Genomic DNA, 14,453 nt, shown 5'->3' with positions numbered 1-14,453 from the left:
TTGAATGCGTAAAGTCTACTATATATATAATCCGAAGACGCGTACCTACGACCGTATATACCCTACCATGCGCCAGCGCATCATGAGTTATCTTCGGAATTTATTTGTAGGAATGGGGCTGGGAGCCGGATGTTTTATCCTGTTGCTGTGGCTTTTCGGTTCTCCTTCGGAAAAAGACCTTCGGGTGGAAAATTCCCGTTTGCTTGCCCAATACCATATATTGTCTACCCGGCTGGATGAGGCCCTGAATGTGATGCAGCAGTTGCAGCAGCGCGATGATAACCTGTACCGGGTCATTCTGCAGGCAGACCCGGTAGCAGGTGCGGTGCGGACGGCCAGTTACGGGAAAACCAACCGGTATGAGGAGCTGATGGACATGGCAAATGCAAAGCTGGTGGTAAACACTACCCAGAAAATGGACGTATTGACAAGGCAATTGTATGTCCAGTCGAAATCGTTTGACGAAGTGGTCGATTTGTGTAAACAGCATGACGAAATGATTCAGTGTGTGCCTGCCATTCAGCCTGTGTCCAATAAGAACCTGAAGCAGACAGCTTCGGGATACGGGACGCGGATCGACCCCATTTATAAAACGGTGAAGTTTCATGCCGGTATGGATTTTTCTGCCAATATAGGCACGCCGGTATATGCTACGGGAAACGGCACGGTAAAGACTGCCGGTTGGGAAGGACTGTATGGCAAATGCATTACGATAGACCATGGATTCGGCTATGTAACCCGTTATGCGCATCTGAATAAAATTGATGTGCGCCCTGGTCAAAAAGTGATGCGTGGAGAAACAATTGGCGAAGTGGGCACTACCGGAAAAAGCACCGGACCGCATTTGCATTACGAAGTGCACTTGCGGGGGCAGATTATGAATCCGGTAAACTATTATTTCATGGACTTGGATGCTGACGATTATGACAAGATGATAGAAATCGCAGCCAATCATGGCAAGGTGTTTGATTAATCTGGAGGAAGGAAAATGGCTTTGAAGCAGAATAAACAACTGAAATTGTATTACTCGATTAAGGAAGTGGCTGAGATGTTCGGAGTGAACGAGTCGTTGGTGCGTTATTGGGAAAAGGAATTTCCCGCCATCGCTCCGAAACGGGCTGGAGGGAAAGTCCGGCAATATACGAAAGAAGATATCGAAAATATCCGGCAGGTGTATTATCTGGTAAAGGAGAAGGGTATGACACTGGCTGGAGCCAAACAGCTGATGAAGCAAAACCGGGAAGGCGTACGCAATACGACTGAACTCGTCAACCGATTGAAACAAATCAGAAGCGAGTTAGTCTGTATGCGGAAAGAGTTGGATTATCTGACCTGACATAAACCTTTGTCAGTCTGTCGGGGCATCGAAGTTTTCGATGCGGGTTACTTTCTTGATGTTGTCGATTTTCTTCAAATTGTTGCAAATGGTATTGACATCATCCACATCGTGCACGTAGAGCTGGATGCGGGATTCGAAGATGCCTTCATTCGATTCAATGGTCAGCTTGTGGATATTTACGTTCAGTTGTTGGGAGATTACTTCTGTCAGTTTGTTCAATACGCCGATTTCGTCTAATCCCTTTACGTAAATATTTACCGGGAACACCAAGGCTTTCCCTGTTTGCCATTGGACGGCAATCAACCGGTTGCCGAAGCTGGTTTTCAGCTGGGAGGCAATCGAACACTGGCGTTTATGGATGACGATGCGGTTGTTGTCGTCAATGTACCCCAATACATCGTCGCCCGGAATCGGCTTGCAGCAATCTGCCAGGATGTAGTTTTTCTGGATGGCGTCCGGAGTCAGCTTGAGCACTTCTTTCTTATCAATGTTCAGCGATTGTTGCGACGCATTCTTATTTTTGCTTTCTTGCTGTTTTTGCTTGTTTCCGCCAAAGGCGAAGCTGATGTATTTCTTCCAGTTGGTCGGAGTCGGTTTCTCTTTCAGTTCGTTCTTGTCGGTTTCGTCCAGCGTGATGGCTCCTTGTCCTAAGCGGAGGGTCAGTTCTTCATAGGTTTTTACCTGACGTTTTTCGCATAGCTTCCTGATGTTTTCATCACTTGACGGCATGCCTAATTCTTGGAAGAACTGGCTCAAGATTTCTTCTCCTTTCTGCTGTTGTTCTCTGTTTTCCCGTTTTAAGATGGCTTGGATTTTGGCTTTTGCCTTGGCGGTTGTCGCAAAATTAATCCATGAAGGCTGCACTTTCTGTGATTTGGATGTCAGGATTTCCACTTGGTCACCGCTTTGTAATTTGTGGCTTAACGGAACCAGCTTATGATTGACTTTGGCTCCGATACAGTGGCTTCCCAAGAAGGTATGGATAGAGAACGCAAAATCAAGTGCCGTACAGTTTTGGGGCATGGTTTTGATTTCGCCTTTCGGGGTGAATACAAATATTTCGGATGCAAACAGATTAAGCTTGATTGTGTCTAAGAAATCCAATGCGTCTGGTTGCGGGTCGTCTAATATTTCCTTGATGGTCTTTAGCCATTTGCTCAATTCGCCTTCGTCTTCGCTGCCTCCTCCGGCTTTGTATTTCCAATGGGCTGCAAAACCCTGTTCGGCAACGTCGTTCATGCGTTCGCTACGGATTTGCACTTCAATCCATTGTCCCTTGTTGCTCATCAGCGTAACATGCAAAGCTTGATAGCCGTTGGCTTTCGGATGGCTTACCCAGTCGCGCAAGCGGTCGGGGTGCGGCTTATAGATGCGGGAGATAGCGACATAAATATTGAAACAGTCATTGAGTTCTTCTTCTTCGTTGCGGGGGGTAAAGATGATGCGGACAGCCAGGATATCATAGATTTCCTCGAAGGTGATGTGCTTGCTTTGCATCTTGTTCCAAATGGAATATGGCGATTTGATGCGCGCGATGATGCGGTACGGGATTCCCATCTTGTCCAGCTGTTCGCGGATAGGGGCTGTAAATTCGGCAAATACGCTTTCGCGTTCCGCCTGGGTAGCCTGAAGTTTGCTTTGGATTTCCTGATAGGTTTCCGGATGTTCGTATTTGAAACTCAGGTCTTCCAGTTCGGTTTTGATGCGGTTCAATCCCAGCCGGTTTGCCAACGGCGCGTAGATGTAAAGCGTTTCCCCTGCAATTTTATATTGTTTGCTTGGAAGCATGGAGCCGAGCGTACGCATATTGTGCAGGCGGTCGGCTATCTTAATTAAAATCACCCGGATGTCATCGTTCATGGTCAGTAGCAGTTTCTTGAAGTTTTCTGCTTGTGCCGATGCGCGGTCTCCGAAAATACCTCCCGATATTTTTGTCAGCCCATCTACAATCTGTGCGATTTTAGGTCCGAATAAGTTTTCGATATCTTCTACTGTGTAGTCGGTATCTTCTACGACATCGTGTAACAATGCCGAGCAAATAGAGGTAGAGCCTAATCCGATTTCTACACATGCAATCCGTGCCACAGCAATGGGATGTAAGATATAGGGTTCACCGGAACGGCGTCTTACACCCTTGTGGGCTTGTCGGGCAAAGTTGAAGGCTTTGGTAATGATTTCAACTTTCTTGCGATGCTTACTCTCTAAGTATCGGTCCAACAATTCTTGAAAAGCGTCGTCTATCAGCTTCTCGTCGGTTTGCTCTTGGGTTAATTTTTCGTCCGTCATGGTATCCATCTTTAATCAATATTGCAAAATTAGGGAAAATAACAAATTTTGCAACAAAAATGGATTATTTTTCTTCATGACTATCGGATGCGTATGGATTTTCCTGCCCGGATATTGCTTCCCCGGATGCCGTTCAGCCTTCTCAACTGCGCCACACTGACTCCGTATTTTTGTGCGATGCCTCCTAAAGTCTCTCCGTTTCTGATGCGGTGATAGACTGCTTTGGGTTCGGGGATGTCTACGGTGTTCCGCCGTGTCAGGTATGTATCGGGTTTGTAATTATAGATGCTGTCTTCGTGGTCGATGAAATAACTCATCATGTTGCTTGGGAGGCGGAGGGCATAGGGCTGCTCGTTTCCGGGAATGACATCTTTCTTGAATTCAGGGTTCAAGGCACGCAATTCGTCCATGCTGATGTTGCATACGGATGCCACCTGTTGCAAGTGCAGGGGGCGTGAGATGTGGATGGTGTCTGTTCCTTCCGGCATTTTCATTTCCATCGGGCTGATATTGTGCTCGCAATAATAGGTCATGATGTAATTCGCGGCAATAAAGGCGGGTACATAGCCTCGGGTCTCTTTCGGAAGATAATTGTAGAGTGCCCAGAAATCTTTTTCCCCGTCTGCGCGCCGGATGGCTTTGTTGATGGTTCCGGGACCGCAATTATAGGCGGCAAGCACCAGGTTCCAGTCGTGATAAATGTCGTACAGGTCTTTCAGGTATCTGGCTGCAGCCCGTGTGGATTTGACGGGGTCGCGGCGTTCGTCCACCAGGCTTGTGACTTTAAGCCCGTAGATTTTTCCGGTATTGAGCATGAATTGCCACAAGCCTACGGCTCCTTGGCGCGATGCTGCCATGGGGTTTAAGGCGGATTCGATGACCGGAAGGTATTTTAACTCCAAGGGCAAGTCGTACAAGTCGAGCGCTTCTTCGAAAATGGGCATATAGAAGTTGTTGGCACTCAGCATGAATGCCACTTTCTGGCGCAAGCGGGTCGCATACATGTCGATAAACTTGCGTACCACTTCGTTGTAGGGCATTTCGATGATGGCTGGAATACGTTGCAGGCGGTCCATATAAAGGGAGTCGCTCACTTCCGGATTGGCTGCGGCGGGGTCGCAATTCTCTCCTATATTAATATAGTTCTTCGAAATCCAGTCCAAGTAGAGGCTGTCTGTTTCTGAAACCATGCCTGCCGGCAAGCTGATGACTTCTTCCGTTCCAGATGCGGAGCGGATGGTAATGCTTTCTTCCGTCTGTTGGGCATAGAGGGAAGCGGTTCCTAAGAGGCTCAGTATTCCAATAACGAGTTTTTTCATGATTTTAAAATTTAATGTTGCATTGCACGCCAATGCCTTGGGGCAGTCCGCAACGTGCATCGTTAAATATAGCTGGTTGCCATTCCATACTCAAATCGTTGGAGATGTCGAAGTTGGATAACTCGGCATCTACATACGCGTCAATCACCGAGAGCAGGTACACGCCGATAAAGGCGAAGATACTCAGGTCGCGTTGCCGGCGGTACAGGTCTTTTCGTCTTCTGAAGGTATCTTGCCAACGGCTTGCTTGAGCAAGCACATCTTCTTGTGTCCAGCCGGCAGGCATCATCTCCATGTAGCTGTCCCTGGTGGGGTCATCGCTCATGATGTCTTGGTACGCTTGCGAATAGTCGCTGTACATCTGCCCGTTCCATGTCAGGGCATAGATACATCCCACGAATCCGCCGTAGATGATGGGCAGTTTCCAATACTTGTGGTTATAGATTTGCCCCGCTCCCGGAATTGCCAGCGATAGCCAGATGGCATTGTTTGGAATGGGTGTCCATTTTTTCTTTTTTATCTCCATCTTCGGCATTTGCTGTTGGATGGAGTCGTTTTGTCTTGCAAGCAATGCGGTGTCTACCGGAGCTTCCAAGTCTGTAATCCGTTTGGGTACGCTGAGCGTGTCAAGCAATGCCAGGCTGTCTGCCACGTGTTGTGCCCGGATGGAATCGGCTTTCAGCAGTCCTTCGCGGTGCTTGCGGGCGCGTTGCGCATGCACATCCGTACATGCCCCGAACAGGAAGCAGAACAGGAATACAGGAAACAGCCAGTATGTCAATGTCTTCTTTTCCAAAATAGGTCCGTTTTTATGCTTTAGGTTGTAGCGAATCCAGAATTTCCATGATTCGTTCCAAATCGGCTTCGTTATTGAACGGGATGCTGATTTTCCCTTTTCCCTTGTTGCTGCACGAAAGCTGCACTTTTGTGCCGAAGAAAGAACACAGATGGTTTTGCAGCAGGGCATATTCTTCGGATAGCTTCGAGCCTTTCGGGACAATCTTTTTCCCGCCCGACTCGACGCTTTCGCCTGCGGAAAGAGCTTTTACAATCTCTTCTACCTTCCGTACGGAGTAGCCTTGCGAAATGATTTCGTTGAATATGCGGATTTGCGTTTTCGGGTCATCCAACGCCAGTAAGGCGCGCGCATGGCCCATGTCGATTTCCTTGTTTTTCAAGGCGACCTGGATTTGTGCAGGCAGTTTAAGCAGGCGCAGGTAATTGGCAATGGTGGCACGTTTTTTCCCTACCCGGTCGCTCAGCCGTTCTTGTGTCAGCCCGTATTGTTCGATTAAGTGCTGGTAGGCAAGTGCGATTTCCAGCGAGTTCAGGTCTTCGCGCTGGATGTTTTCTATCAATGCCATTTCCATTACATTTTCGTCGTCTGCCGTACGGATATAGGCGGGAATCGTCTGCAGCCCTGCTTGTATCGCGGCGCGGTAACGCCGTTCGCCCGCAATGATTTGATAGGCGTCTTCGCTCATCTGGCGTAATGTAATGGGTTGGATGATGCCGATTTCGGCAATGGAATCGGCAAGCTCCTGCAAGGCAATCGGGTCGAACTCGCGCCGTGGCTGGTTCGGGTTCACCGATATCTTGCTCAGCTCTATTTCGTTGATGGAAGACGAGCCGGACGTCTTGATTTCCTCGTTCGTGGAAATCAATGCGTCTAACCCTCTTCCTAATGCAAATTTCTTTTGTACAGCCATATTTAATTCAGCCTAATGACAACTCTTTTATTTGTTTTTGTTGATTATTTCATTGGCTAACGCCAAATGGTTTTTCGCTCCGGTCGAATCGGCATCGTATAAGATGGCTGGGATTCCATGGCTTGGAGCTTCGCTTAGTTTCACATTCCGTTGGATAATGGTTTTGAATACCAGTTCCTGGAAATGGCGTTTCACCTCGTCGTATATTTGGTTTGCCAAACGCAGGCGAGAGTCGAACATGGTCAGCAGGAACCCTTCTATTTCCAGCGAAGGGTTCAGCTTGGTCTTGATAATCCGTATGGTGTTCAGCAGTTTGCTGATGCCTTCCAATGCAAAATATTCGCATTGCACCGGGATAATCACCGAATCGGCTGCGGTCAGGGCGTTGATGGTAATAAGCCCGAGCGAAGGAGAACAGTCTATCAGGATGTAGTCGTATTCGTTCACCATCGGCGCCAGCGCCTTTTTCATAATCTTCTCGCGGTTGTCCAGGTTCAGCATTTCGATTTCTGCCCCTACGAGGTCAATGTGAGAAGGAATGATGTCCAGTCCGTCAATATCGGTCGTGTAAATGGCTTCCCGTATGTCGTTTTGGTTAATCAGGCATTCGTAAATGGAGCAGTCTATTTCTTTCAGGTCAACTCCCAGCCCTGATGACGCATTTGCCTGCGGGTCAGCGTCGATTACCAGTACTTTCTTTTCGAGTGTAGCCAATGATGCAGCCAGGTTTATGGTGGTTGTAGTTTTGCCTACTCCTCCTTTTTGGTTGGCTATTGCAATAATTTTTCCCATATTAATCAGTTTATCTGATTGCGAAGTAACAAATAATTGGCGAGATAGCGTATCGCAAAAATACTACATTTTGCAAAACTGTTGATAACTCGTTGCTTTTGTTAATAACTTCGCTGGGCAAAGATAGCGATTTCTGTTTAATAATCCGGCTTGGTTTGGGAAGAATAATAAGAGCCTGTTTAAATTTTCCAATAAAGTAATATTTTATCAGGTTCTTTTGCGTTTGTTTCCGGTCTGTTTTCCCGATTTTATTCGTCAGATAGCCCGCTATCCTCCTCATAAAATCAGAAAAACATCCTCGAAAACAATTCGCAAAATTAACCTGAGCAAAATTTAAACAGACTCTAAGTACTTGTGTTAAATTAACGGATAATCATGCCCGCATTCGTACATTTCCGAATTTATTGTAACTTTGCAGGCACGTTGGGATATGCAGGCGTTCACGATGGCAAACGCAGGCGGCTGCATGCGCCATCGTGAATGCTTGCGTTTGCCATCGCAGCTGCCCGCGTTTGCCGCCGTGAACGCCTGCATGTTATCAAAGGCTATTTGGGAATATAAATATAATAAGGAGTATGACAAAAAAAGACCTCTTTTGCTTCTGTCGAACGATGACGGCGTGAATGCAAAGGGAATACATGAACTGATACGTGCCTTGCGTCCGGTGGGCGACTTGATAGTCGTGGCGCCCGACGGTCCCCGCTCGGGGTCTGCCGGCGCGATTACTTCTGCTTATCCGGTGCGTTACGCATTGCTTCAGCAAGAAAGCGGGCTTTCCGTCTATAAATGTTCGGGCACGCCGGTGGATTGTGTGAAACTGGCGTTGCATGCCATTGTGCCTGCCGTTCCGGATTTGGTGGTCGGCGGAATCAACCATGGCGACAACTCATCGGTGAACGTGCATTATTCGGGAACAATGGGAGTGGTGATTGAAGGATGCTTGAAGGGCATTCCGTCTATCGGCTTTTCGTTGTGCAATCATCAGGCGGACGCCGATTTCTCGCCGGTCTTGCCCTACGTGCGCCGCATTGTGGAAGAGACATTGGAAAAAGGGCTTCCCGAAGGGATTTGCCTGAATGTCAACTTTCCGGATACGCCCGACTTGGAGGGGGTATTGATTTGCCGCCAGACACATGGCGTGTGGACACGTGAGTTTGTGAAAGCCGACCATCCGCGGGGAGGGAATTATTATTGGCTTACCGGCGAATACCGTAATCTGGAACCGAATGCGGAAGATACGGACCATTGGGCGTTGGAGCATAATTATGTAGCGGTTACGCCTACACAAGTGGATGTGACGGCGTATGCGGTGATGCGTGAACTGAAAACGTGGAACTTTAATGTGTGACGTATGAAGTATTATCTGATTGTAGGAGAAGCGTCGGGAGACTTGCATGCATCCAATCTGATGCGTGCGTTGCGCAGGGAAGACCCGGAAGCGGAGTTCCGTTTCTTCGGGGGAGACCTGATGGCAAAGGTAGGAGGCGTGTGTGTAAGGCATTATAAGTCCTTGGCATATATGGGGTTTGTACCCGTCCTTTTGCATTTGCGGACCATTCTTCGCAATATGGATTTTTGTAAGAACGATGTAGAGGCTTGGAATCCGGATGTCCTGATTCTGGTAGACTATCCGGGATTCAATCTGAAAATAGCCCAATACATCAAGCTTCATACGCAAATTCCCGTATTCTATTATATCTCTCCGAAAATCTGGGCATGGAAGGAGTACCGTATCAAGAATATCAAGCGCGATGTGGACGCGTTGTTCTCTATCTTGCCGTTTGAGGTGGAGTTTTACCGGAAACACGGTTATCCGGTCCATTATGTGGGCAATCCGTGTGTGGATGCTGTAGATGCTTTCCGGAAAAGCTTTAAAGAAACTTTCGATGATTTTGTAAGTGCGCATCATTGGGGGAAAAAGCCGGTTGTGGCTTTGCTTGCCGGAAGCCGGAAGCAGGAGATAAAGGATAACTTGCAATTGATGATTCAGGCGGCGCGGAGTTTCCCTGATTATCAGTTCGTAGTGGCGGGCGCTCCGGGGATTGAACCGGATTTTTACCATCAGTACATTGATGCGGATACCGAGATTGTCTTTGGTGAGACGTACCGGCTTTTGTCGCATGCTGCTGCAGCCTTGGTCACTTCCGGTACGGCTACGCTCGAAACCGCTCTGTTCCGTGTGCCTCAAGTCGTATGTTATTATACGGCAGCCGGTAAGCTGGTTTCTCTTTTACGCCGGTTGGTTTTGAAAGTTCCTTTCGTATCGTTGGTCAATCTGATAGCGGGGAAAGAAGTTGTCACCGAGCTGGTTGCCGGAGATATGAGCGTCCGTGCGGTGAAGCGTGAACTCGCGCAGATATTGCCGGGGGGGAAGGAACGTGAACGGATGTTGGCGGATTACGAAACTTTGATACAGGTTTTGGGAGAAGCCGGAGCTTCCGAAAGGGCTGCCCGGCACATGCTGGAGGCATTGGAAGCATACAAGAAGAAATTATATGCGTGATATTTTCGGCTTGTATTCTGGCACACAGACCACAGCTATTATCCCCCCCGTTACAATTGTTACAATTACAGTTAAATGAAATTGGTTTTCCAGAAGAGAAGAAAAGAAGATGAAACATTGACTATAAAATTATATATTATATATATTATAATATATATAATATATAATTTTTAATGAAGCACTCGCTCTATCCTTGTGCCCTTGCGTTTACATGAAAAAAACGATTTCATTTAACTGTAATTGTAACAATTGTAACGCTGCAGAGGTATATGCACAGCCTTACGCATATACTTCTGCGGGCTTGTGCAACTATATGCGTGCGTGCCCGCAGATAAAAGGATGAATGAGTTCATTTTAAATCTGTGTAATCTGTGTTGGGAATGTCACAGACTCAAGATATACAGGTAAACCACAGATGCCGGTATTGCCATGAGGGTGCTGTCGAAACGGTCCAACATGCCTCCATGTCCCGGCAAGATGTTTCCGGAGTCTTTGATTCCCAAAGTGCGCTTGAAAAGCGATTCGGTCAGGTCTCCCCATGTGCCGAAGACCACGATGGTCAATCCCAGCCCTATCCATTCGTATACATTCAGGAAAGCGAAGTATTGTGCAAGGATAACGGCTGCAACCATGCAGCATACAGCTCCGCCGATGGAACCCTCCCATGATTTCTTGGGCGAGATACGCTCAAACAAGCGGTGTTTGCCGAAAAGCATTCCCGTACAATAAGCTCCGGTATCATTTATCCAGGTAAAGATGAAAATGGATAAAGGCAATATCGGATTGTATTGTGAAGTGCTGGTGGCTGCGCTTGTATGGTAAGCAAGCACGTTCAGCAGGGCAAACGATAACCCGATGTAGACTTGGCTCATCATGGCGTATGCCCAGTTGTTAATCGGGTCCTTTTGCTTTTTGTACAATTCGCTGATGAATAGATACATGATTAAGAATAAGTAGGGGATGAAAATTTCGTTGCTTCCCGGTACCACTCCGATGTATCCGAAACATAAGAACAGGAAGACACCTGCCAGCATAGATATGGATGTATGCATTTGCACTTTGCCTGTGGCATTGACCAGATTGCCGAATTCACGGATGGTCAATGCACTGACGATAGCGAACAGGATGGTGAACGAGATAGGTCCGCCTAAAATACATCCCACTAATGCGGCTACGAAAATAACGCCGGTGATAGTCCGTTGTAAAAAGTTATTCTTCATGGTGTTCGTCTTCTTTCTGTTGTGTATTCTCGGGAAGTGCCTTTGGCTCTTCTGCCGGAAGTTGAGGCTTGCTCTCTTCTGCCATGATTTCTTCCGAACGGGAAGCCCATGGGCGTTTGCCGAAAATCTTTTCTACATCTTCTGCAAAGATAACCTCACGTTCTATCAACAGTTGTGCCAACTGGTTGTGGCCTTCCTGATGGTGTTGCAACAGCTCTTTAGCACGGACATATTGCTCGTTAATCATCTTCTGAACTTCTTGGTCGATGATTTCAGCGGTATGTTCGCTATACGGCTTGTTGAATGCAAATTCATCGTTGCTATAATAGCAAAGGTTCGGAAGTTTGTCGCTCATACCGGCGTAGGCTATCATGCCGTAAGCTTGCTTGGTTACACGCTCCAGGTCGTTCATCGCTCCGGTAGATATATGTCCTACAAAAAGTTCTTCTGCGGCACGTCCGCCAAGGGTGGCACACATTTCGTCCAGCATTTGCTCTTTTGTGGTGAGCTGGCGTTCCTCAGGCAGATACCATGCCGCTCCCAATGCACGTCCGCGCGGCACGATGGTCACCTTAATCAGCGGGTTGGCATGCTCCAAAAGCCAGGAAACCGTGGCATGTCCGGCTTCGTGCAGAGCTATGGCACGTTTCTCGGCTGCGGTCATTACCTTGGTTTTCTTTTCCAAACCTCCTACGATACGGTCAATGGCAGCCAGGAAGTCGTCTTTGCCGACCGATTCTTTCGAATGGCGGGCAGCTATCAAGGCAGCTTCGTTGCATACGTTGGCAATGTCGGCTCCGCTGAATCCGGGAGTTTGTCTTGCCAGCAGGTCTACGTCTACGGTGCTGTCCAATTTAAGCGGGCGCAAATGCACGCCGAAAACTTCTTTCCGTTCGTTCAGGTCGGGCAGGTCTACATAGATTTGCCGGTCAAAACGTCCGGCACGCAACAGTGCTTTATCCAAGATGTCTACCCGGTTGGTCGCAGCTAGGATAATGACACCGCTATTCGAACCGAAGCCGTCCATTTCAGTCAGCAATTGGTTCAAGGTGTTTTCGCGTTCATCGTTTCCTCCCATGCTGGGATTCTTCCCGCGTGCACGCCCTACGGCATCTATTTCATCAATGAAGATAATGCAAGGCGCTTTCTCTTTGGCTTGACGGAACAGGTCACGTACGCGTGATGCGCCTACGCCTACAAACATTTCTACGAAGTCGGAACCTGATATGGAGAAGAAAGGTACGTCGGCTTCGCCTGCTACAGCTTTGGCAAGCAGGGTCTTGCCAGTTCCCGGAGGACCTATCAGCAACGCGCCTTTCGGGATTTTTCCTCCCAGTTTGGTGTACTTCTCAGGATCTTTCAGGAAGTCTACGATTTCTTGCACCTCTTGCTTGGCTGCGGCTTGTCCGGCTACATCCTTGAACGTGATGCGGTTGGCTCCCTTTTCAAATAATTGTGCTTTGCTTTTGCCTACGCTGAATACGCCTCCGGTTCCGCCCGGACCGGCAGCTCCTCCCATGCGGCGCATGGCATAAATCCAAATTGCTATCAAAAGCAGGAACGGGAAAATGTTCCAGAATATCATGCCGAAGTAGTTATTCCGTTTCTCGTAGCTGATAGAGCCGGTAAAATGTCCATTGGTTTGTTCCTCGTCCATAAATTTGTCCAATGACTCCATGGAACCTACCTGCACATGTACTGCAGGGCTTTTGCCGACCTTTTGAGCGTCTTGTTTGAAAACGTCTACAATGTGTTCGGGCTTGATGAACATTTCTACGGTATTGTCATCGTAAGCAATGATTTTGCTGGCATATCCTTTGCTTACCATTTCTTTGAATTCGGTATATGTGATTTCTTTACTTGCGCTGCCTTCATCGCTTGATAAGTAAAGAAAGCCTAACGCCAACGCAATGACCACGTACAGCCACGTCAGATTGGGGCGTGGCACATTGATTTTCGGCTTGTTATTGTTAGGGTTGTTGAAGTTATTCGTATTATTGGTGTTATTTCCGTCCATGATGATTTAGAATGAAAAGTTAGTCAAGATCTGGTATTGCGGTTAATTTGGCATCCGCCCAAAGGGTTTCCAGATTATAGTGCGCACGTGCTTCCGGCAAGAAGATATGTACCATGATGTTTCCATAGTCCATAGCTACCCATTGGGCATTGCGTAAACCGTCTATGGCATAGACTTTTTCGCCCGTTGTCTTTTTTACGTAATCTCTTACAGAGTCTGTAATGGCTAAGATTTGGCTGGGAGAGTTTCCCTGACAAATGATAAAAAACTTGCAAATCGTATCTTCGATGCCGGTTAAGTCAGCTATAATAATGTTTTTGCCTTTCTTTTCTTGAATGCCTTCAGTTATTTTTTCTACTAATGTTTTTGTTTCGTTCATTCTGCGTTATTTCTTGTTTTTTGAATTATAATCATTTTCTTACTTTCTTTCCCCTGCTCTTATTAAGAATAAAGAGTTAGAAACTGTTTTGAATTTCTCCAAAAAGTTTTTCTTGTCTTGATGTTTCCGTTTTCGTGTGTGCTTTGGGTGATTTTTTGGTCCTTTCCGCTCCTGTTCTTCGTCAGATAGCCCGCTATCTTCCTCATCACACAAGCGGAAATGCCTCAAAAACTCATCCCAAATCATCGCACGATAAATTCAAAACAGTTTCTTAGGAGTGGCAAATATACTCGCTTTTCTGTATATCACGAAAAGATTAGACCTTAATTCTCAAATCTTTTGTGTTTTTTTTGAAAAAACTCCTTCAAACGCTTGCTATGTTGTGGAAAAGTTGTACCTTTGCACCGTCAAAACCGGAATCCGGTATTGATAAGTGATTTTGGGCTATGGTGTAATGGTAACACAACAGATTCTGGTCCTGTTTTTCTTGGTTCGAATCCGAGTAGCCCAACTTCCTTAAAAACGAGTTGTCCTCAAGGAGAGGATGACGCTTCGTTTGGGCTATGGTGTAATGGTAACACAACAGATTCTGGTCCTGTTTTTCTTGGTTCGAATCCGAGTAGCCCAACTTCTTTGGACATCTGCCTGTCATGGCAGATGTTTTTTATTGTATAAGGCATAAAAAAAGAGTGCCGTTGCCTTGACGCAATGCACTCTTTTTCTAGTTTAGTTATTTGCAATATTACACACACTAAGTATCATCCTGTTTATCTCCCGTAGTGCCCGTAAATGGCATTTGCACTCCATTCCAAATTCTTTTTGATTTCCTTCAGGAAGTTTTTTACTTGCTTTTTCATTTTGTTACCCTTTCTAGTTTAGTTAGTACTTT

13 protein-coding genes and 2 tRNA genes are annotated in these 14,453 nt (G+C 46.9%); 6 read left to right on the top strand and 9 right to left on the bottom strand.

Features of this window, described 5'->3' with window-relative positions; genetic code table 11:
• Positions 1-4: 4 nt before the first annotated feature.
• A complete protein-coding gene (locus BACSA_RS07480; RefSeq protein ID WP_013617501.1) occupies positions 5-973 on the top strand; it encodes a M23 family metallopeptidase in 969 nt (322 codons plus the stop codon).
• Between the two features lie 15 nt (positions 974-988).
• Positions 989-1,336, top strand: coding sequence for a MerR family transcriptional regulator (locus BACSA_RS07475; protein ID WP_013617500.1), 348 nt, complete (start codon positions 989-991; stop codon positions 1,334-1,336).
• Between the two features lie 12 nt (positions 1,337-1,348).
• Here the strand turns inward: BACSA_RS07475 and BACSA_RS07470 are convergent, their stop codons facing one another.
• The 5 genes from BACSA_RS07470 to BACSA_RS07450 form a co-directional block, all read right to left on the bottom strand.
• Positions 1,349-3,625: a RelA/SpoT family protein gene (locus tag BACSA_RS07470; RefSeq protein ID WP_013617499.1), complete on the bottom strand. Its 2,277-nt coding sequence runs from the start codon at positions 3,623-3,625 to the stop codon at positions 1,349-1,351.
• An 80-nt stretch (positions 3,626-3,705) separates the two neighbouring features.
• Complete coding sequence (locus BACSA_RS07465; RefSeq protein ID WP_013617498.1) at positions 3,706-4,944, bottom strand: lytic transglycosylase domain-containing protein; 1,239 nt, start codon at positions 4,942-4,944, stop codon at positions 3,706-3,708.
• 4 nt (positions 4,945-4,948) lie between these two features.
• Positions 4,949-5,740, bottom strand: a complete 792-nt coding sequence (locus BACSA_RS07460; RefSeq protein ID WP_013617497.1) for a DUF5683 domain-containing protein — start codon at positions 5,738-5,740, stop codon at positions 4,949-4,951.
• Between the two features lie 13 nt (positions 5,741-5,753).
• The gene (locus BACSA_RS07455; RefSeq protein ID WP_013617496.1) at positions 5,754-6,653 is read right to left on the bottom strand and encodes a ParB/RepB/Spo0J family partition protein; all 900 of its coding nucleotides are present in this window, start codon (positions 6,651-6,653) and stop codon (positions 5,754-5,756) included.
• Positions 6,654-6,680: 27 nt separating this feature from the next.
• Positions 6,681-7,445 carry a ParA family protein gene (locus BACSA_RS07450; protein ID WP_013617495.1) on the bottom strand — a complete coding sequence of 255 codons (765 nt, stop codon included), beginning with the start codon at positions 7,443-7,445 and terminating at the stop codon, positions 6,681-6,683.
• A 532-nt stretch (positions 7,446-7,977) separates the two neighbouring features.
• On the opposite strand from BACSA_RS07450, the gene surE reads away from it, so the two are divergent.
• Both surE and lpxB read left to right on the top strand, forming a co-directional pair.
• Positions 7,978-8,793, top strand: coding sequence for a 5'/3'-nucleotidase SurE (gene surE, locus BACSA_RS07445; protein WP_144005272.1), 816 nt, complete (start codon positions 7,978-7,980; stop codon positions 8,791-8,793).
• 3 nt (positions 8,794-8,796) lie between these two features.
• Positions 8,797-9,948, top strand: coding sequence for a lipid-A-disaccharide synthase (gene lpxB, locus BACSA_RS07440; RefSeq protein WP_013617493.1), 1,152 nt, complete (start codon positions 8,797-8,799; stop codon positions 9,946-9,948).
• A 383-nt stretch (positions 9,949-10,331) separates the two neighbouring features.
• Here the strand turns inward: lpxB and BACSA_RS07435 are convergent, their stop codons facing one another.
• The 4 genes from BACSA_RS07435 to BACSA_RS20145 are packed head-to-tail and all read right to left on the bottom strand — an operon-like array spanning position 10,332 to position 13,810.
• Positions 10,332-11,168 carry a phosphatidate cytidylyltransferase gene (locus tag BACSA_RS07435; RefSeq protein ID WP_013617492.1) on the bottom strand — a complete coding sequence of 279 codons (837 nt, stop codon included), beginning with the start codon at positions 11,166-11,168 and terminating at the stop codon, positions 10,332-10,334.
• Entirely contained in the window at positions 11,158-13,185 is a 2,028-nt protein-coding gene (ftsH, locus tag BACSA_RS07430) for an ATP-dependent zinc metalloprotease FtsH (RefSeq protein ID WP_013617491.1), read from the bottom strand. The genes BACSA_RS07435 and ftsH overlap by 11 nt, the downstream gene beginning before the upstream one ends.
• Positions 13,186-13,204: 19 nt before the next feature.
• Positions 13,205-13,564, bottom strand: coding sequence for a ribosome silencing factor (gene rsfS / locus BACSA_RS07425; RefSeq protein ID WP_013617490.1), 360 nt, complete (start codon positions 13,562-13,564; stop codon positions 13,205-13,207).
• 39 nt (positions 13,565-13,603) lie between these two features.
• Complete coding sequence (locus BACSA_RS20145; protein ID WP_041583930.1) at positions 13,604-13,810, bottom strand: hypothetical protein; 207 nt, start codon at positions 13,808-13,810, stop codon at positions 13,604-13,606.
• Between the two features lie 194 nt (positions 13,811-14,004).
• Between BACSA_RS20145 and BACSA_RS07415 the strand changes: the two genes are divergently transcribed.
• A tRNA-Gln gene (locus BACSA_RS07415) sits at positions 14,005-14,075 on the top strand.
• Between the two features lie 46 nt (positions 14,076-14,121).
• A tRNA-Gln gene (locus BACSA_RS07410) sits at positions 14,122-14,192 on the top strand.
• The last annotated feature ends 261 nt before the right edge of the window (positions 14,193-14,453 follow it).

Source organism: Phocaeicola salanitronis DSM 18170 (assembly GCF_000190575.1).
Taxonomy (GTDB): Bacteria; Bacteroidota; Bacteroidia; order Bacteroidales; family Bacteroidaceae; genus Phocaeicola; species Phocaeicola salanitronis.
Note: the sequence above shows the minus strand (reverse complement) of the source record. Positions and strands in the feature narration are given on the sequence as shown.

Coding starts and splice junctions, on each gene's coding strand:
- BACSA_RS07480 (WP_013617501.1), top strand. CDS start 5: ATGCGTAAAGTCTACTATATATATAATCCGAAGACGCGTACCTACGAC.
- BACSA_RS07475 (WP_013617500.1), top strand. CDS start 989: ATGGCTTTGAAGCAGAATAAACAACTGAAATTGTATTACTCGATTAAG.
- BACSA_RS07470 (WP_013617499.1), bottom strand. CDS start 3,625: ATGACGGACGAAAAATTAACCCAAGAGCAAACCGACGAGAAGCTGATA.
- BACSA_RS07465 (WP_013617498.1), bottom strand. CDS start 4,944: ATGAAAAAACTCGTTATTGGAATACTGAGCCTCTTAGGAACCGCTTCC.
- BACSA_RS07455 (WP_013617496.1), bottom strand. CDS start 6,653: ATGGCTGTACAAAAGAAATTTGCATTAGGAAGAGGGTTAGACGCATTG.
- BACSA_RS07450 (WP_013617495.1), bottom strand. CDS start 7,445: ATGGGAAAAATTATTGCAATAGCCAACCAAAAAGGAGGAGTAGGCAAA.
- surE (WP_144005272.1), top strand. CDS start 7,978: ATGTTATCAAAGGCTATTTGGGAATATAAATATAATAAGGAGTATGAC.
- lpxB (WP_013617493.1), top strand. CDS start 8,797: ATGAAGTATTATCTGATTGTAGGAGAAGCGTCGGGAGACTTGCATGCA.
- BACSA_RS07435 (WP_013617492.1), bottom strand. CDS start 11,168: ATGAAGAATAACTTTTTACAACGGACTATCACCGGCGTTATTTTCGTA.
- ftsH (WP_013617491.1), bottom strand. CDS start 13,185: ATGGACGGAAATAACACCAATAATACGAATAACTTCAACAACCCTAAC.
- rsfS (WP_013617490.1), bottom strand. CDS start 13,564: ATGAACGAAACAAAAACATTAGTAGAAAAAATAACTGAAGGCATTCAA.
- BACSA_RS20145 (WP_041583930.1), bottom strand. CDS start 13,810: ATGATTTGGGATGAGTTTTTGAGGCATTTCCGCTTGTGTGATGAGGAA.